We start from the raw sequence: 17,991 nt of genomic DNA, 5'->3' as shown, positions 1-17,991 counted from the left end.
TGGGTGGGAAGCACGTGCTCCTCAGAACTTTCGGCTGGTCGTTCGGCATCACCGCCGCGGGCCTGGCCCTGGCCGGCGTCCTCTGGGGACCGAAGGGACTCGCGATCGTCGCGATCCTGTCCGTCCTTGAGATCTCGCTCTCCTTCGACAACGCGGTGATCAACGCGGGCATCCTGCGGAAGATGAACGCCTTCTGGCAGAAGATGTTCCTGACCGTCGGTGTGCTGATCGCGGTGTTCGGCATGCGGTTGGTTTTTCCGATCATCATTGTGGCGATCACCGCCAAGCTCAGCCCGTGGGAGGCGGTCCGGGTCGCGATCGACGACCACGACCGCTACGAGAGCCTGGTCACCGGCGCCCACCCGGCCATCGCCGCATTCGGCGGCATGTTCCTGTTGATGATCTTCCTCGACTTCATCTTCGAGGAGCGGGAGATCACCTGGCTGGGCTGGCTGGAAAGGCCGCTGTCGAAGCTGGGCAAACTGGACATGCTCTCGGTGGCCGTCGCGATGATCGTGCTGGTCATCGCGGCCACCACGGTCGCCACCGGCGTCCCGGTGCACGGCGGTCACGGCACCGTCGACAAGGGCGAGACGGTCCTGCTGGCCGGTGTCGGCGGTCTGATCACCTACCTGGTGGTCGGCGGGGTCTCCAGCTTCTTCGAGGACCGGCTGGAGGACGAGGAGGAGGACCTCGACGACGAGGGGCCGGCCGGGGGCGGGGCCGCGATCCCCGAGGAGCGCGGCGGCGCGACCGCCTCCCAGGTCGTCGGACTGGCCGGCAAGGCCGCGTTCTTCATGTTCCTGTACCTGGAGGTCATCGACGCCTCCTTCTCCTTCGACGGAGTGGTCGGCGCCTTCGCGGTCAGCAACGACATCTTCGAGATCGCCCTCGGTCTCGGCATCGGCGCGATGTACATCCGGTCGCTGACCGTCTTCCTGGTCCGCAAGGGCACGCTGGACGACTACGTGTACCTGGAGCACGGCGCGCACTACGCGATCGGCGCGCTGGCGGTCATCCTGGTGATCACCGTCAAGTACGACGTGAGCGAGGTGATCACCGGACTCGTCGGCGTGGTCCTGATCGCCGCGTCGTACTGGTCGTCGGTCGTACGCAACCGGCGGCTCGAGGCGGACTCCGAGGCGTCGGAGGACAAGACCGAAGTGACGTCCGGGGTCTGACCGGCGTCGGGCCGCACTGGGCGCTGCCCCCGTCTTCCGGCGGGGGCAGCGGCATGTCACTGTACGGACAGGGAACAGCACCGTACGGATACGGCGGAGCACCGGAGGGTGGAGACCGATGGACTGGCGGAGTTTTCTGGGGTCCGGCGGCAGCCGGCAGTTCGATCTGACAAACGTGCACTCGGTCGAGCTGACCAAGCGGCGCCCGGAGATCTCACTCACCAAGCAGGGCGCCGCGGTGGGCAACATGCGGGTCAACCTGTCCTGGCAGATGCGCACGTCGGACACCGCGGGCTGGACCGTGGAGCGGCGCGGCTTCCTGCGCAGGCAACTGGACGTCTTCAAGCCGCAGGTGGTGCAGGCGGCCGGCCCCGCGATGGTCAACGTCGACCTGGACCTGGCCTGCCTGTACGAACTGGCCGACGGCACCAAGGGCGTGGTGCAGCCGCTCGGCGGCTTCCTCGGCGACCTCGATTCGGCGCCGTACATCAAGGTGAGCGGCGACGACCGGTTCGGCGGCAGCTCGGGCGAGACGCTGTTCATCAACCTCGACAAGCGCGAGGAGTTCAAGCGGCTGCTGGTCTTCGTCTACATCTACGACGGCACCCCCGCCTTCGACCGGGCGCACGCCAAGCTGGAGATCTTCCCCGGCTCCGGCCCGCGGATCGAGATCTCGCTCAACGAGCGCGAGCCGCAGGCCAGGTCGTGCGCGGTGCTGCTGATCGAGAACCGCAAGGGCGAACTGGTGGTGCGCCGCGAAGTGCGCTACGTATACGGCTTCCAGGCCGAGATCGACCGGCTGTACGGCTGGGGGCTCCAGTGGGGGCGCGGTTACAAGTCGAAGGTGTGACGGACCCGCGCCGCGCCCCGGGGCCGCCGAGGGGCACCTCGGCGGCCCCGGGGGCCGTTCAGCGGCCCGGCTGGAACTGCGGGCCCTGGGGCGGCAGGGTGAACCCGGAGTCGCCGCTGTGGGGTGCCGGCACCGGTACCGGCATCGGCGCCGTGGCGGCGACCGGCTGCGGGTAGCCGTACGCCGGATAGCCCGTCTGCGGCTGCTGGTGGACCGGGGGGGCGACCGTCGCCGGGGCGGCGGCCACGGGCTGCGGGTAGCCGTAGGCGGGCTGCTGGGGCACGTGGGCGGGGGCCGGCAGCGGGTAGCCGTAGGCGCTGGTGGCGGCCGGGTCGGCGGGCGCGGGCGGGGCGGCGGGCACCGCCCCGGTGGGCTGGAAGGCCTCCGGCGGCAGCGCCGTGGTCAGGTCCGGGTCGGGCTCGCCGTCGTCCACCGCGATGCCGAACTCGGTCGCGAGGCCGACCAGCCCGTCGGCGTACCCCAGGCCGAGCGCGCGGAACTTCCAGCCGGCGTTCCTGCGGTACAGCTCGCCGCAGATCAGCGCGGTCTCGTGGCCGGTGTCCGGTACCACGTCGAAGGTGGCCAGCGGGGCGGCGTGCTGCGGTCCGGCGGTGTCGTAGAGCAGCAGCGCGAGGTCGCGTACCTGGCTGAAGGGCCCGCCGTCGCAGGAGGCGGCGATCACCACCCGGTCCACGGTGGCGTCCAGCGCGGCCAGGTCCACCTCGACGGTGTCGGTCAGCCCCTCCGCGACGCGCTTCTTCGGCAGGTGGCGGGCCAGGCCCGAGGGATGGCGGGGTTCGTTGTAGAACACGAAGTCGGCGTCCGAGCGGACCCGGCCGTCGGGGCCGACCAGCAGCGCGGAGGCGTCCACGTCGGGGGCGTCCGGCCGGGGGGACCAGCGGAGCACGGCCCGGACGCCGGAGGCGTCCAGCGGGATGTTCGAACCCTTCACCATCACGTGCGTCATACCGGTCATCCTGCCCCCCGGGCGGGCCGCCCCACAACGCCGTGCGGCGGGCCGGGCCGGGTCCGGCGCACGACCGCAAGGAACCGGCCGGTTTCGATGGCATGACCAAGTAACCGTTCCGGTGCGAGGGTCATGCGGTAGACCTGCGTCGGTTACCTGCTTTTCACGTGAGCGGGGAACCAGCACCCCATCGTCGCACGTACGATAATCGGCCAGATGTCTCCTGGCCCGACCACCCTGAAAGGGGGCGTATGCGACACTTCGGACATCTCACCTCTGAGCTGAGAGGTGAACTGTTCCACCGCGAGCCGCAGGAGTTCACCGCCGACTCGCCCGCCCACACGCTCGCTGTCGCCCTCGGCGCCACGCTCTACAGCCCCGCCACCCGGCCGCGGCTCGCCGACGACGTGCGCAAACAGGCCGCCAACGGCGTCGTCTCCATGGTGCTCTGCCTGGAGGACTCCATCGACGACCGCGACGTCGTCGCCGGCGAGGCCAACCTCGTCCGGCAGTTCGCCGACCTCGCCGCCCGCCCCGACGCCGCGGCCGCCCTGCCGCTGCTCTTCATCCGGGTCCGCACCCCCGAGCAGATCACCGACCTGGTGGACCGGCTCGGCCACACCGTGGCACTGCTCTCCGGATTCGTCCTGCCCAAGTTCACCGAGGAGACCGGCGTCCCCTTCCTGGAGGCGCTCACCCGCGCCGAGGCCGCCTGCGGGCACCGGCTGTTCGCCATGCCGGTCCTGGAGTCGCCGCAGCTGCTGCACCTGGAGACCCGGGTGGAGGCGCTGCACGGCATATCGCGGACCGTCGACAAGTACCGCGAGCGGGTGCTCGCGATGCGGCTCGGCGTCACCGACTTCTGCGCCTCCTACGGACTGCGCCGGGCACCCGAGATGACCGCGTACGACGTGCAGATCGTCGCGTCGGTGATCGCCGACGTGGTCAACGTCTTCGGCCGCGCCGACGGCAGCGGCTTCACCGTCAGCGGCCCGGTCTGGGAGTACTTCCGGCACAACGAGCGGATGTTCAAGCCGCAGCTGCGGCGCAGCCCCTTCACCCCCGAGGCGGAGGACCTGCGGGACGCGCTGCTCGCCCGCGACATGGACGGGCTGCTGCGCGAGATCGAACTCGACCGGGCCAACGGCCTCCAGGGCAAGACCTGCATCCACCCCACGCACGTACCGGTCGTGCACGCGCTCAACGTGGTCAGCCACGAGGAGTTCTCGGACGCGGCCGACATCCTGCACCAGGACCGCAGCGGCGGCGGCGTGCTGCGCTCGTCGTACACGAACAAGATGAACGAGGTGAAGCCGCACCGGGCGTGGGCGGAGCGGACCATCCGGCGGGCCGAGGTGTTCGGCGTCGCCCACGAGGACGTGGGCTTCGTGGAACTGCTGGCGGCGAGCCTGCCGTCCTCCTGACGGGGCCGCCCGCCGGCCCCGCCCGGATCATCCGCACCACCTGGAGCAAGGGAAACCCGCTTGATGGCAACGAACGCGCCCTGGCCCGGCCAGTGGGTCGCCGACCGGCTGGGCGTCGCCCTGCACGGCGACGGCCTGCACGACCTGCTCGGCCTCGCCCTGCGGCGCAACCCCAAGCGGGCCCACCTGCTGGTCTCCAACGTGCTCGGCAAGCACGTACCGCAGGACCCGGACACCGTGTACGGGCACGCCCACCGGCTCGGTGAACGGGTACGGCTGCTGTTGGGCCCCGCGGCGGACCGGGCCGTGGTGCTGGGTTACGCCGAGACCGCCACCGGTCTCGGCCACGTGGTCGCCGACGGCCTCGGCACCGCCCCCTACCTGCACTCGACCCGCCGCGCCGTGCCCGGCGCCGCCCGGCACGGCGGCTTCGAGGAGGAGCACAGCCACGCCACCGGCCACCACATCCTGCCGGCCGACCCCGCCCTGCTGACCGGCGACGGCCCGCTCGTCCTGGTCGACGACGAGTTCTCCACCGGCCGCACCGTCCGCAACACCATCAGCGACCTGCACGGACGCCACCCGCGGTCCCGCTACGTCGTCGTCGCCCTCACCGACCTGCGCTCCCCGGCCGACCGCGCCGCCCTGACCGACTTCGCCGACTCCCTGGGCACGCGGATCGACGTCGTCGCCCTCGCCACCGGGACCGTCACCCTGCCGCCCGGCGTCCTGGCCAAGGGCCAGGCGCTGGTCGCGGCCCACGAGCGGCCGCCCGCGAGCGGCTCACCCGCGGCCGCCGTCCGCCGGGTCGACCTCGGCTGGCCCGAAGCCCTGCCCGACGGCGGCCGCCACGGCTTCCTGCCCGAGCACCGCGAACGCCTGGAGGCCGCGCTGCCCGCCATGGGCCGCCGGCTGGCCGCCGCACTGCCGCGGACCGCCCGCCGGATCCTGGTCCTCGGCAACGAGGAGCTGATGTACGCGCCCCTGCGCCTGGCCCAGGCCCTGCAGGACGCGCTGCGGGCGGCGCCGCCCGGCGGGGCGGGGGAGGCGGGCGGCCAGGCGCCGGCCGGGGTGGGCGCCGGGGTGCCCGCCGAGGTGCGGTACTCGACCACCACCCGCTCACCGGTGCTGGCGGTGGACGACCCCGGCTACGCGATCCGGACCCGGATCGTCTTCCCGGCCCACGACGAACCCACCGACACCGGCTCGCGCGAGCGGTACGCGTACAACGTCGTCGGCTTCGACGCCGTGGTCTGTGTGGTGGACTCGGTGGGGGACACCGGCGCGCTGCACGCGCCCGGGGGACTGGCCGGCCGGCTGGCCGAGCTCACCGGCACGGTAGTGCTCGCCGTCGTGCCGTCCCACCGACCGAACGGAAGCACCCGCGCCATGAGCGAGACCGCACCCCGCCGGCTGCCCGAGCCGCTGCGCGGACCGGAGTTCTCCTCGTACCCGCCGGACGAGGTGGGCTGGCTGCTGAAGGACCTGTCCGGCGTGGAACTGGAGGCGCCCACCGAGGAACGCGAGGAGGCCATCCAGAGCGGCGGCGCGCACTACGCCGAGTCGCTGCCGGTGGAGTACCAGCCCACCCCGGAGTACCAGGAGCTGTTCCGCTCCGCGCTGGCCGGCTCGGCGGCCCGGATCGCCCGCGCGGTCGGCGCCGTCACCGAGCTGGTGCTCGCCGAACGCGGCCCGGACGCCGTCCTGGTCTCGCTGGCCCGCGCCGGCACCCCGGTCGGCGTGCTGATGCGCCGCTGGGCCCGGCACACGCACGGCCTGGAACTGCCGCACTACGCGGTCTCCATCGTGCGGGGCCGCGGCATCGACGCCAACGCGCTGCGCTGGCTGGCCGCCCACCACGACCCGGCCGACGCGGTGTTCGTCGACGGCTGGACCGGCAAGGGCGCCATCACCCGCGAACTAGCCGACGCCGTACGGGACTTCGGCGGCTTCAACCCGGACATCGCGGTCCTCGCCGACCCCGGCGGCTGCGTGTCCACCTACGGCACCCGCGACGACTTCCTGATCCCCTCCGCGTGCCTCAACTCCACGGTCTCCGGCCTCATCTCGCGCACCGTGCTGAACACCGACCTGATCGGCCCCGACGACTTCCACGGCGCCAAGTTCTACCGCGAACTGCTCGCCGACGATGTCTCCGGCCTCTTCCTCGACACCGTCTCCGCCGCCTTCGACACGGTCGCCGACGCGGTGGCCGAGGACGTCAAGTCGCTGCGCGCGCAGGACCGTTCCCCGACCTGGGCGGGCTGGCGGGCGGTCGAGCGGATCAGCGAGGAGTACGGCATCGGCGACGTGAACCTGGTCAAGCCCGGCGTCGGCGAGACCACCCGGGTCCTGCTGCGCCGCGTCCCGTGGAAGATCCTCGCCCGGCGCGGCGCCGACGCCGACCTCGGCCACGTCCGGCTGCTCGCCGCCCAGCGCGGCGTCCCCGTGGAGGAGGTCGACGCCCTCCCGTACTCCTGCGTCGGCCTCATCCACCCCCGCTTCACCCGTGGCGCGACCGGTACCGACGGCAAGGCGGTAGGCAGCAAGTGAAGTCCCCCGAGGCCAAGCCCGATCTCCGGCCGGCCGCCCGCACGCTGGTCGCCAGCGACCTGGACCGCACCCTCATCTACTCCACCGGCGCGCTCGCCCTCACCATGCCCGACGAGCAGGCCCCCCGGCTGCTGTGCGTCGAGGTGCACGAGGCCAGGCCGCTGTCGTACATGACCGAGGCGGCCGGCCGGCTGCTGGTCGAACTCGCCGACACCGCGCGGTTCGTGCCCACCACCACCCGGACCCGCAAGCAGTACCGCCGGATCAGCCTGCCCGGCCGCCAGCCGCGCTACGCGATCTGCGCCAACGGCGGCCACCTGCTGGTGGACGGCCACACCGACCACGACTGGAACGCCGAGATGCGCCGCCGGCTCGCCGCCGGCTCCGCGCCGCTGGAGGAGGTCCGCGCGCACCTGGCCGCGACGGCGGACCCCGAGTGGCTGCGCAAGGAACGCATCGCGGAGGACCTGTTCGCGTACCTGGTGGTGGCGCGCGAACTGCTGCCGGCCGGCTGGGTCAAGGAACTCGCGGAGTGGGCCGAGCCGCGCGGCTGGACGGTTTCCCTCCAGGGCCGCAAGATCTACGCGGTCCCCAAGCCGCTCAGCAAGAGCGCCGCGCTGGCCGAGGTGGTCCGCAGGACCGGCGCCGGGACGGTGCTCGCGGCGGGCGACTCGCTGCTCGACGCCGACCTGCTGATGGCCGCCGACAGCGGCTGGAGCCCCGGCCACGGCGAACTCGCCGACACCGGCTGGAGCGCCCCGCACATCATCGCGCTCCCCACGGTGGGCGTGGCGGCGGGCGAGGAGATCCTGCGCCACATGCTGGACCGGACCGAGGGCGACGGCCTGGCACCGTGAGGGGCCGCCCCGCTGGCGGCCGTTCCCCGCGGACGGCGCCGCCGGGCGGTGGCGGTCGGCCGACCTACACCCCTGCACGGTGCCCCCGCGCCGCCGAGGCCCCGCACGGGCGGGCGGTTCGCGGCGGCGGCCGGCCTGCGGCGGGCACACGGCAGCGGTCGGCTACGGGCGGGCCGGGTCCGCGCCTGCGGTCGGTCGGGGGCCGGGGTCGGCTCGCAGCGGGCGCCGGGCCCGTGTCGGCGGCGGCCGGCCCGCGCTTCCGGCCGGGCGGCGGCCGGTGCAACGGTCGCGCGGCGGGTCGCGGGGGATACGCTGGGCCCATGCCTCGTTACGAATACCGCTGCAAGTCGTGCGGCTCGACGTTCGAACTGCGCCGCCCCATGTCCCAGGCCAACGCCCCCTCGGTCTGCCCCGAGGGCCACTCCGACACGGTGAAGCTGCTGTCGACCGTCTCGGTGGGCATCTCGGCAGGACCGTCCTCCGCTCCGGCCCCGGCGCCGGCCGGCGGTGGGGGCGGCGGTTGCTGCGGCGGGGGCTGCTGCAGCTGACTCAGCGGCCGGCCGCGCGGTCCTCCCTGATGTTCGCCACCACCCGGTTGGCGGTCTCCCGGACCGCCGCCGTCTCGGTGAGGAACGCCCAGTAGTCGGGGTGCCGGCCATCCAGCGCGGCCACCGCCCGGTCCAGCCGGGCCACCGCCTCGTCCAGCGGGCGGGCATGCCGGGGCTCGGGCGTGCTGCGGCCCTGCATGGCCAGGCGCTGGGCGTCGCGGATGGCGAAGCGGGTCTTCTCGACCTCGGCCTTGGGGTCCTTGCTGACCTCGTTGAGGCGCCGCAGCCGGTCGCCCGCGGCGCCCACCGCGCCGTCCACGTCGTCCATCAGCGACCGTACGGTGGCCAGCTGCGCGGTGGCGTCCGCCCACCGCTGCTCCGCCCGCGCCCGCCGCGCCTCGGCCAGCGCCTCCTCGGCCCGGCGCACCGCCTGCGCGGCCTGCTCCGGGACGCTCTGCAGGTCCTCCCAGCAGGCCACCGAGAACCGCCGCCGCAGCTCGCTCAGCACCGGGGTGACCCCTTCCGCCCGGGTGGCCAGCGCCTGCACCCGGGTGCGCAGCGACACCAGCCGCTTGTCCAGCTCCGCGGCCCGCTCGGGCAGCCGCTCGGCCTCCGTCCTGACCGCCTCCGCCGTGCGCCGTACGCCGTCGGCCCGCTGTACGGTCTCGGTCACGCCGTGCCGGCTCGGCCCCTCGTTGAGCTTGGTCAGCTCCGGGGCGAGCGCCGCCAGCCGCGCGGCGAGGTCGTCCGCCTTGAGCCCGGCCGCGCGGGCCGCGTCCAGCGCGTTGCTCGCCGCGAGCAGCGACTGCTTGGCCCGCTCCCGGGCCGGGGCCAGCCGGGCCAGCTGGGTCTCGGCCTTGCCCAGCAGCGGGCCGAGACCGGACCGGAAGCGCTCCAGCTCGCGCTGCGCGTTCTCCAACTCGTCCTTGGCCCGGGTCAGCTCGGCGCGGGCCCGCCCGGCGGCGGCGTGCTCCAGCTCGTCCCGGTCCAGGTCGTGCGCGTCCACCGCGGCGATGTACGTGGCGCTGACCTGGTCGATCCGTTCCCCCAGCGCCCGGAAACCGGCCAGCGCGCGCCGCGCCTCGGCGGAGTCGTCCACGGCCGAGATCGTCTCTATCGAGATCTCCAGGTCGCGCTGCGCGGTGTCCAGCTCGTAGAACGCCTGGGCGGCCGCGTCCTTCGCCGCCTGGGCCTGGGCACGCAGGTTGTCGTCGCCGCGCCGCCACCACGAGCGTGCCGTCGTCACCGTGACTCTCTCTCCCCGCGCTCAGCCCCCACCACCGTCCGTTCCATCCTCCCACCCGCCTGCCGCGATCACATCGTCCGGTCCGCCCGCCCACGGTTGCCGACCAGCCCTCGGCGCAAGGTATCCTGTGGCGTCGCAACCCTCGGGCGTGTAGCTCAGCGGTAGAGCGCCGCCCTTACAAGGCGGATGTCGGCGGTTCGAAACCGTCCACGCCCACCCCGTGCCGAGACCCCTTCCGCCGCCGCGGCAGGGGTCTTCCCCATCCCTGCGCGCGGACGGAGTCCCCATTCCCGCGCCCGGTCGGAGTCCGCGACCCTGGACGATCAGTACCCGGCCCGGCCCGTCGGCCGAGCCGCCGCTTTTGTGCGGCCCCGGTCGGCGTCCACCGTTCCCGTCCGGTCCGCGGGGACGCCACTCTTCCACCCGCCCCGGGTGGCGGGCCGCCGCCTTACCGATAAGGGTGGACAGCGTCCCCTCCGCCCCAACCGGGAAGGCCCGTCATGTCTGAGCGCAACACCGCGTACCGCAGCCTCCACGACCTCGGCATCGCAACATGGTTCGGCGGGTCCCTCATGGGCTGCGTGGGTCTCAACGGGTCCGCCGCAACCGTCGGGGACACCGAGATGGACACCGCCCGGATCGCGTCGGTCGGCTGGAAGCGCTGGACCCCGGTCAACGCCGGCGCGATCGCCGTGCACCTCATCGGCGGCGCCGGCGTGCTGGCCGCCAACGCGGCCCGGGTGAAAAACCAGCAGGGGGTGGCCGCGTCCACCGTCGCGAAAATGGCGGTCACGGCCGCGGCGATGGCCGCCACCGCCTACAGCGGCGTACTGGGCGCGAAGATCGAACTGGTGTCGTCCCCCGAGCCCTCGCACCGCGAGAAGGCGGCCAAGCACCCCGTCGACGTGGAGCATGCGCGGAAGCAGCTGGCGGTGGTGCAGTGGCTCATCCCCGCTCTCACCGGGACCGTGGTGGTGCTCAACGCACTGCACGGCGAGCAGCAGCGGCCCTCGCAGCAGGGGGCGGGCATGATCAAGAAGTGGGCGGCGAACCTGCTGTAGCCGGCCCGTCCGGAGCCGTGGGCGGCGCAGACGGGAAACAACGTCCCCTGTCACCCGTTACGCCTGAGATCATACGGTTATCGACCGGATGCATCACTTGGGGGGACTCATGTCGTACCAACCGCCCGACCTGCCCTGGGACTTACCGCCCGGCCCAGGGCGGCCCGCCGGGCCGTGGGGGCCGCCGCCCCCGCCGCCGCGCAGGAAGGCCAAGGTCGTGCCGATCGTCCTCGGCATCCTCGGGCTCCTCTTCACCCTCGCCGTCGTCGCCGAGGTCACGGGCGGCGTCAGCAGCCACAGCAGCAGCGACAGGGCCGACACCACGGCGGCGGCCCCGGCCGTCCCCGTGCCCGCCGCCGCCACGGCGCCGACGACCGCGCCCGCCGTCCACACGTCGGCCGTCGCCCTCAAGGCGTCCGGCAGCGGTGCCCGGTCCACCGGGACGTTCACCGTCCGGGGCGACTGGGACCTTGAGTACAGCTACGACTGCACCGGTTCGGGATCCGCGGGCGCCTTCGTCGTGAACGGCCCGGCGCCCGCCGACCGGTACGTCGACGAACTGGGCACGAAGGGCTCGGGCACCACCCACCTGCACGCGGGCGGAACGCTGCGCCTCGACGTCGAGTCCACGTGCGCGTGGACGATCGAAGTCGTCGACGTCTGATCCACCCTTCCAGCGTTGCGGCACCACGCGGTCCCGCCATCGGCCCGACAGGCGGATCGGGACAGGCGGCCCCGATCCGCCTGTCGGGCCGAGTACGGCCGCAGCAGCCATCGCAAGGGGGACAGGCCCGGACGCGCGTTCGGCCCAGACGATCTGGCCGCCGCCGGGGAGGCGGTATGGCGGGTCCGCTGGGTGAGGAGGGGGGATGGGATCGTCAGCTGATGAGTCCGTGGGCGGCGGCTTCGGCGTCGAGGTCGACGACGCGGTAGTCGGCGAGCCGCATGATCAGCTGGCTCGCCTGCATCCAGCGGAGGCGGCTGTCGCTCAGGGCGAGGGTTTCGGCGGCGATGATCCGCGGTCGGAGCGGTCCGGGGATGTGCAGGGCGCCGAAGACGCCGGACGGGTGGAACCGGCGGACGCGGAGCGCCGTGTAGTGGTCGCGCAGGTGGGGGCAGAGGGTGACCGCCGTGACGGCGCAGGGCAGACAGACCGGCGGGTGGGGTGATTCGATGGGGGCGGGCCAGGGGTCGCGTTCGTATTCGGTGCGGCCCATGAGCCACAGGACCCCGTCGTCGTTGTGGTCGGGCTGGTTGCCGCAGACCTGGCACAGGACGCGCTGCATGGCCCGGCGTTGGCGCGGGGTGTGCACGGCGCCGAATTCGGGCCTGCCCTTGCCGGGACTGATCCCGACCCGGCGCCAGAGAGTGCCGATGCTGTCGCGGTCGGCGGGGTGCTCGTCGGCGTAGGCGAGGCGGCCGTGGCGGCCGACGAGCGTGCCGGGCAGGTCCTGCTCCGACGACCAGGCCGTGATGTAGGGCACGATCCGGCCCATGGGAAAAGCACCGACAGGCGGGGTGGGGGCAACGCGCGGCAGGGCCATCGGACGCGGACTCCTCGGGTTTGCGTTGTACGGGAGTCCTCACCATCGCGGTTGGCGCGGCCACTTCCCAGGTGTGGCGTGTGGCCAACTGGAAGTTGGCCACACGCTTTTGTTCTACGTGGTCACTTCGCGGTCCGTGGCTGGGGCAATATGGCAGTCAAGGAGGTGGGTGTGAAGTGGCCGAACGAGATGATGACGAGCGCCTGACCCTGTCACGGGTGTTGGGCAACGAACTGCGTCGGCGACGGGAGGCGCGTGGTTGGTCGCTACGGGATCTCAAGGATCTGACGACCTTCGATCACGCGTATCTGGGACGCGTGGAACGGGGTCTGCAAATCCCATCCGAAAGGCTGGTGCGCATCCTTGACGAGAAGTTGGGGACCGGCGGTACTTTCGGTGACCTGCTGGAGTTGATCAGCGGTGGAACCATCCAGGAGTACCAGCGAAAGGGAGTCGAACGCGAGGCCAGCGCGGAACGGATCCAGGTCTTCGCCAGTAGCAGCATCCCGGCGCTGTTGCAGACGCAGGAGTACGCGCGTGCACGTATCGGCGCGGAGAGGCCCAAGGCGCCGGGGCCGGTCCTCGACGCGGCGGTACTGAGGCGCATGGACCGCAAGTTGGTTTTTCGCCGCGGGGAACCGCCCCCTTATTGGGCGGTCATGGACGAGGCCGCCCTGAAGCGGCCGGTCGGAAGTCCGGCGGTCATGGCGGATCAGATGGCGGCGGTCCTCCGGGCGGCCGAGAATCCCGATGTGACCGTGCAGGTGGTGCCGTTCGAGGCCGGGGATTACTGGATGCTCGGTGGTTCGCTGACGCTCCTGACAACCCCGCCGGGGGCGACCATCGCCTACGTGGAATCGTTCGGTTCGGGCGAACTGGTAGAATCGACCAAGCGGGTCGTTGAGTTGGCGCAGCACTTTGATCGGACGTGCACCCTCGCACTGAACGAGGAAGCGTCGTTGGAGTTGGTTCAGCGATATTGGGAGGAATACCAGTGAATATAGCGGTCGATCTGAACGGTGCGCAGTGGCGTAAGTCCACCTACAGCGGCATGGAGAACAACTGCCTCGAAGTGGCTCCGGTGGAAGGCCACGTCGCTACGCGCGACAGCAAGGACCCGGCTGGCCCGGCTCTCGTGTTCTCGCAGGAAGCATGGACTGCGTTCGTGTGCGGCGTCACGGCTGGAGAGTTCGGTGCCGCGTAGTTCTGCGTATCCTCCGATACGCTGAGTGCCTCGTCCCACCGGGCGAGGCACTCAGCGTTTTACGCCCTGCCCCCACTCTCTTCCGCTCGGTGGTTCCCGTCCCCGTCACCCTTCTCCGGCGTTCCTTCGCGCCGCACCGGTTCGCGGAGTGCTGTGGTTGTCCCAACTGCTCGGGTACGAATCCGCATTATCGGAATCGTCCTCTGCCGGAGCCCGGCTCAGCCGTTGCTGTCGGTCGGATATCCCGTCCACGAGCGTCGATCTGCGCGGCGGAAAGACCTGCGTGTCGTGTGTCCTACTGGATGCGCCTTCGTTATCGGTTCACCACCTGACGCTGCGCCAACAGGCTTGGGCTTCGAGGAAGACCCGGGGGCGCAGCGCCCCTGCCGGCCGGGTGAGGGGTCGTGCGGGTGATCGGAGGTTTGGTCACGGAATAGCCCGTTCGGGGGAACTGGAGTGCTGGGCCAGGCAGGTTGGCGGCCGGGTGCTGACCATGAGCGGATGAGCACTCAGTGGGGGAAGCACACCCGCTTATGGGCGGCGTTCGCCGTCACCGTCATGGCGACGGGCTCGTGGGCGTTCGGCGGTGCGGCTTCAGCCGCGCCCCGCGCGCCTTGCCCGCCGTCCCATCACGCCACCGTCCAGCCGGCCCCCGGCTGCAAGGACCGGCCGCCTTCGCGGCGCGGTACGAGGCAGCCGGCCGCCGACCCGGCTCCCACCCGGGTCCCGGGGACGCGGTCGCCCGCGCCCGCCCCCGCGCCGCCGCAGGGCGCGCCGGACCCGGTTCCCCCGAGCCCGTCGGAACCCGCGCCCGCACCCGCGCCCGCACCGGATCCCGCACTGGATCCCGTGCCGGGACCCGAAGCGCCGGCCGGGCCCACGACGCCGCCGGCGCCGCCCCCGGCTGCTCCCGGACAGGGGAGCGCACCCGGATCCGTCCCCGGGCAGTCCGGCGGGCCGGTCACGGACCCGGCGCCGTCCGCGCCGCGGCCCGCTCCGGGTGAGGCCACCGGACCGGTCACGGGCCCCGAGGGGGCCGGGCACGTGAGCACGCCAGGCCGTCACCGGCCCGGGGGCCGTCCGCCGGCCGGACCGGGGCACCACCACGGGCCCGGACACGGACATCCGCCGCAGTGGTGTGTGCCGTGGCCGTGGGGCTGGCCGGCGGCGTGGCAGTGGCAGTGGCAGTGGCACGGCGCGTGGCAGTGGCCGCAGCTGTTCGGGAGCCGGCATGGGCATTGGCCCTGGCCCTGTGTGAAGCCGCCGCCCCCGCCCCCGCCGCCTCCGACGAGCCCGCCGCCCAGCCCGTCGCCGACTCCCACCGCCACGCCGACGCCCACGACGCCGCCCACGCCCACCCCGACCCCCACTCCCACTCCCACCCCGGCGCCACCCGCCGCCGTGCCGCCGGTACCGCGCCCCTCACCCCCGCCCCCGCCGGCCCCCGCGCCGGCCCCCGCGCCGGCCCCGGCTCCCGCGCCCCGGACCACGCCCGACCCGGCCCCGCCGCCCATGCCCGAACCCGCGCCGACGACCGCACCCGCGCCCGCGGTCACGCCCGCGGCCGTCAGGTGGCCGGTGCGGCAGCCCGAGCCGGCGGCCGCACCCGCCCCGCACCGGCAGGCGCTGACCGTGACGATGCTGCTCACCACCGTGCCGGCGCTGCTCGCCGTGGTGGTGCTGCGGCCCGGCTCCCGCACATACCGCCGGAACCACTGACCCGCACCCGTTCAACTGACCCACAGCAAGGGGGAATTCAGCATGTCGCAGTGGGTGGCACTGCTCATCGCCATGGTCGCGGTCTGCGCCGTGGTGGTCAGCGTGGTCGTACTCAGGCAGCGCAGGATCACAGAAGACGACGACCCGTCCGAGACGCCGGACGTCATCGAGTACATGGTCATGATGATCGGCGTGGTCTACGCCATCGTCCTCGGCCTGGCCATCGCCGGGGTCTGGGAGGGGCGCGGCGCCGCGCAGGCGGACGTCCTGGCCGAGGCGCAGGCGCTGCACGAGGTCAAGGCCCGGGTTCAGGTGTACCCGCCGCAGGTGCGGGACAAGGTGCGCGCGGACGTGGACGCGTACGCCGCCTTCGTCACCGACCACGAGTGGCGGTACCTGCGGAACCACGGCGAACTCTCGCCCCGGGGCACGGTGCTGCTCGACCGGGTACGGGCCGACGTCACACAGTTCGACCCCAGGAGCGACCTGGCCGCGCAGGCGTACCAGCCGGTGGTGGACGAGGTGGCCGCTGCCGATCAGGCTCGGGCGTCGCGCGGGCAGAGTGCCGGTGCCACGATGCCCGGCATGGTGTGGTTCGGCCTGATCGTCGGCGCGCTGGTGACGGTCGGCCTCATCTTCACGCTGCAGATCCGGCGGTCACCACGGGAGTTGCTGCTGGCCGGGTTGTTCAGCGCGCTCATCGCCTTCCTGCTCTTCCTGATCTGGGACCTGGACGCGCCCTTCGGCACCGGACTGGGCGTCTCGGCCGACGTGTTCCGGCAGTTGGTGCTCACGTCCTGAGGCAGGCGCGGAACGGCGGAGCGGCTCCCCCGCCGGACCCGGCAGGGGAGCCGCTCTTCGTACGGGGACCGTCAGCGGGCGGGGCGGCCGGCGGGTCGGGGGCCGGCCGAATGTGCCGCGCTCAGTTCCAGTTGGCCACGTTCACGTTCTCCAGCACGCCCAGCGCGTCCGGCACCAGGACGGCCGCAGAGAAGTACGTGCTCACCAGGTAGCTGATGACGGCCTTCTCGTCGATGCCCATGAAGCGGACGTTGAGGCCGGGTTCGTACTCGTCGGGCAGCCCGGTCTGGTTGAGCCCGATGACGCCTTGGTCGTCCTCGCCGGTGCGGACGGCGATGATCGAGGTGGTGCGGGCGTCGCTGATCGGGATCTTGTTGCAGCTCAGGATGGGGACGCCGCGCCAGGCCGGGACGGTGGAGCCGAGCACCTCCACCGGGTCCGGGTACAGGCCGCGCCGGGTGCACTCGCGGCCGAAGGCGGCGATGGCCCGCGGGTGGGCCAGCAGGTAGCGGGTGCCGCGGCGGCGGCTGATCAGCTCGTCCAGGTCGTCGGGCAGCGGCGGGCCGGCGTGCGGCTGGAGCCGCTGCTCGTAGTCGGCGTTGTTAAGCAGCCCGAACTCCGGGTTGTTGATCAGCTCGCTCTCCTGGCGCTCGCGCAACGCCTCGACGGTGAGCTTGAGTTGCTGCTCGGTCTGGTTCATCGGCTCGTTGTAGAGGTCGGCGACCCGGCTGTGCACCCGCAGCACGGTCTGCGCGACGCTGAGTTCGTACTCGCGCGGCCTGACCTCGTAGTCGACGTACGTGCCGTGCAGTTCAGGTTCGCCGCGGTGGCCGGAGGCCAGCTCGATGTCGGCCTCGCCGCGCCGGTTGGCGCGCTGCGGGGGGAGCGAGCGGAACGCCGCCAGGTGGCCGCGCAGTTCGGCGGACTGGGCCAGCAGCGGCTCCAGTTCCTGCCGGGGGAGGACCAGGACGGTGGTGGCGGCGCCGGCCCTGGCGGTGTACTCCCAGGTGGTGTCGCCGGTCAACAGCGCCTGTTCGCCGAAGTGGTCGCCGTCGGCCAGTACGCCGAGCCGGTTCTGCTCGCCGTAGGGGCCCTCGCCGACTTTCTCCACCTTGCCGTGGGCGATCAGGAAGACGGTGTCCGCGGGCTGCCCGGCCTCGGCGAGTACCTCGCCCGGCCCGTACTGCCGCTGGGTGAAACGATCCGCCAGTGCGGTGAGCGCCCCGTCGTCCTGGAACGAGCGCAAGGCGGCGATCTCACCGAGCTCCTGCGGGATGACCCGGACCTCGGACCCCGTCTTCACGAAGGTGACCCGGCCGTCGCCGACCGCGTAGCTCAGCCGGCGGTTGACCCGGTAGGTCCCCGCGTTGACCTGGACCCACGGGAGTACGCGCAGCAGCCAGCGGGACGAGATGCCCTGCATCTGCGGTGCGGACTTGGTGGTGGTCGCCAGGTTCCTGGCGGCGGCCGTGTCCAGACTTGTCCGCGGTTGACCGTTGCGCGGCGCGCCCTGTGTCGTGTCCTGGCCCGCGTCGACCGACATGTGCTGTCCTTCCCGTTGTGGCTGGTACGCGCTCATTCTTGCCATCACGCTCTGTGCTGACTATTGCCGAAACGAGTGAGACTACTTTCCGAAAAACGGGTAAGTGGGGCCGCCGGTACGGCGGTTCGGGGGCGGAACGGCCCTCGCGGGCGACGCGCGACCGTCCACTCGAACCCGTGTGCGTCGAATTTCGGTTGGCGGGCAGTCGAGCGGTGACGGGCGCCGCCGGCGCCCTGGGAACCAAGGGAGAATCCACATGTTGGCTGCCGTCGGCGCCGTCATCTTCTTCATCGCATGGCTCATCAACGTCACCAACACCCACACTGACGCGGCGTTCACGCCGTGGAGCCTGATGGTCGCGGGGCTGTTCTTCTGCGCGCTGCACCTGGCCGGGGTGGGCACCGGCTGGTCCTACGGCAGAGCGCGCCGCCGCCGCTGAGCGGTCGGGCGCCGCGCGGCACGCGGGGCCGGACCGGGCTGCGCCCGGGACGGC

The 17,991-nt window shown here is 72.6% G+C and carries 17 protein-coding genes and 1 tRNA gene; 14 read left to right on the top strand and 4 right to left on the bottom strand.

Annotated features, from left to right (window positions below):
- The first annotated feature begins 14 nt into the window (after nt 1–14).
- Together RLT57_RS07320 and RLT57_RS07315 are read left to right on the top strand one after the other, a co-directional pair.
- Entirely contained in the window at nt 15–1,181 is a 1,167-nt protein-coding gene (locus RLT57_RS07320) for a DUF475 domain-containing protein (protein WP_311296551.1), read from the top strand.
- A 118-nt stretch (nt 1,182–1,299) separates the two neighbouring features.
- Nucleotides 1,300–2,031, top strand: a complete 732-nt coding sequence (locus RLT57_RS07315) for a TerD family protein (RefSeq protein WP_311296550.1) — start codon at nt 1,300–1,302, stop codon at nt 2,029–2,031.
- A 58-nt stretch (nt 2,032–2,089) separates the two neighbouring features.
- Here RLT57_RS07315 and RLT57_RS07310 read toward each other — a convergent pair whose 3' ends face one another.
- A complete protein-coding gene (locus RLT57_RS07310) occupies nt 2,090–2,998 on the bottom strand; it encodes a TerD family protein (protein ID WP_311296549.1) in 909 nt (302 codons plus the stop codon).
- Between the two features lie 251 nt (nt 2,999–3,249).
- On the opposite strand from RLT57_RS07310, the gene RLT57_RS07305 reads away from it, so the two are divergent.
- From RLT57_RS07305 to RLT57_RS07290, 4 genes are all read left to right on the top strand, one after another.
- Nucleotides 3,250–4,422 (top strand): HpcH/HpaI aldolase/citrate lyase family protein, encoded by a 1,173-nt coding sequence (locus RLT57_RS07305; RefSeq protein WP_311296548.1) that lies wholly within the window; start codon nt 3,250–3,252, stop codon nt 4,420–4,422.
- Nucleotides 4,423–4,485: 63 nt separating this feature from the next.
- Nucleotides 4,486–6,975 (top strand): phosphoribosyltransferase, encoded by a 2,490-nt coding sequence (locus RLT57_RS07300; RefSeq protein WP_311296547.1) that lies wholly within the window; start codon nt 4,486–4,488, stop codon nt 6,973–6,975.
- Nucleotides 6,972–7,832 carry an HAD family hydrolase gene (locus tag RLT57_RS07295; RefSeq protein WP_311296546.1) on the top strand — a complete coding sequence of 287 codons (861 nt, stop codon included), beginning with the start codon at nt 6,972–6,974 and terminating at the stop codon, nt 7,830–7,832. The genes RLT57_RS07300 and RLT57_RS07295 overlap by 4 nt, the downstream gene beginning before the upstream one ends.
- Nucleotides 7,833–8,152: 320 nt before the next feature.
- The gene (locus tag RLT57_RS07290; RefSeq protein ID WP_311296545.1) at nt 8,153–8,380 is read left to right on the top strand and encodes an FmdB family zinc ribbon protein; all 228 of its coding nucleotides are present in this window, start codon (nt 8,153–8,155) and stop codon (nt 8,378–8,380) included.
- A 1-nt stretch (nt 8,381) separates the two neighbouring features.
- Here RLT57_RS07290 and RLT57_RS07285 read toward each other — a convergent pair whose 3' ends face one another.
- Nucleotides 8,382–9,626: a hypothetical protein gene (locus RLT57_RS07285; protein ID WP_311296544.1), complete on the bottom strand. Its 1,245-nt coding sequence runs from the start codon at nt 9,624–9,626 to the stop codon at nt 8,382–8,384.
- Between the two features lie 144 nt (nt 9,627–9,770).
- On the opposite strand from RLT57_RS07285, the gene RLT57_RS07280 reads away from it, so the two are divergent.
- The 3 genes from RLT57_RS07280 (at nt 9,771) to RLT57_RS07270 (ending at nt 11,351) form a co-directional block, all read left to right on the top strand.
- Nucleotides 9,771–9,842: transfer RNA gene (locus RLT57_RS07280), tRNA-Val, on the top strand.
- 284 nt (nt 9,843–10,126) lie between these two features.
- Nucleotides 10,127–10,687 (top strand): hypothetical protein, encoded by a 561-nt coding sequence (locus RLT57_RS07275; RefSeq protein ID WP_311296543.1) that lies wholly within the window; start codon nt 10,127–10,129, stop codon nt 10,685–10,687.
- A 217-nt stretch (nt 10,688–10,904) separates the two neighbouring features.
- Nucleotides 10,905–11,351, top strand: coding sequence for a hypothetical protein (locus RLT57_RS07270; RefSeq protein ID WP_311296542.1), 447 nt, complete (start codon nt 10,905–10,907; stop codon nt 11,349–11,351).
- Between the two features lie 214 nt (nt 11,352–11,565).
- Here RLT57_RS07270 and RLT57_RS07265 read toward each other — a convergent pair whose 3' ends face one another.
- A complete protein-coding gene (locus RLT57_RS07265) occupies nt 11,566–12,231 on the bottom strand; it encodes a hypothetical protein (protein WP_311296541.1) in 666 nt (221 codons plus the stop codon).
- 176 nt (nt 12,232–12,407) lie between these two features.
- Here RLT57_RS07265 and RLT57_RS07260 point away from each other — a divergent pair, with 176 nt between their 5' ends.
- The 4 genes from RLT57_RS07260 (at nt 12,408) to RLT57_RS07245 (ending at nt 15,955) form a co-directional block, all read left to right on the top strand.
- Complete coding sequence (locus RLT57_RS07260) at nt 12,408–13,229, top strand: helix-turn-helix domain-containing protein (protein WP_311296539.1); 822 nt, start codon at nt 12,408–12,410, stop codon at nt 13,227–13,229.
- Nucleotides 13,226–13,435: a DUF397 domain-containing protein gene (locus RLT57_RS07255; protein WP_311296538.1), complete on the top strand. Its 210-nt coding sequence runs from the start codon at nt 13,226–13,228 to the stop codon at nt 13,433–13,435. The genes RLT57_RS07260 and RLT57_RS07255 overlap by 4 nt, the downstream gene beginning before the upstream one ends.
- 1,578 nt (nt 13,436–15,013) lie before the next feature.
- A complete protein-coding gene (locus tag RLT57_RS07250; RefSeq protein ID WP_311296537.1) occupies nt 15,014–15,154 on the top strand; it encodes a hypothetical protein in 141 nt (46 codons plus the stop codon).
- 42 nt (nt 15,155–15,196) lie between these two features.
- Nucleotides 15,197–15,955, top strand: coding sequence for a hypothetical protein (locus RLT57_RS07245; RefSeq protein ID WP_311296536.1), 759 nt, complete (start codon nt 15,197–15,199; stop codon nt 15,953–15,955).
- 121 nt (nt 15,956–16,076) lie between these two features.
- On the opposite strand, the gene RLT57_RS07240 is transcribed toward RLT57_RS07245, so the two are convergent.
- Nucleotides 16,077–17,498, bottom strand: a complete 1,422-nt coding sequence (locus RLT57_RS07240) for a family 2B encapsulin nanocompartment shell protein (RefSeq protein ID WP_311296535.1) — start codon at nt 17,496–17,498, stop codon at nt 16,077–16,079.
- Nucleotides 17,499–17,754: 256 nt separating this feature from the next.
- On the opposite strand from RLT57_RS07240, the gene RLT57_RS07235 reads away from it, so the two are divergent.
- Entirely contained in the window at nt 17,755–17,937 is a 183-nt protein-coding gene (locus RLT57_RS07235; RefSeq protein WP_311296534.1) for a hypothetical protein, read from the top strand.
- The last annotated feature ends 54 nt before the right edge of the window (nt 17,938–17,991 follow it).

The organism is Streptomyces sp. ITFR-21, from assembly GCF_031844685.1.
GTDB lineage: Bacteria > Actinomycetota > Actinomycetes > Streptomycetales > Streptomycetaceae > Actinacidiphila.
This window is presented reverse-complemented; position numbering and strand designations above follow the sequence as displayed.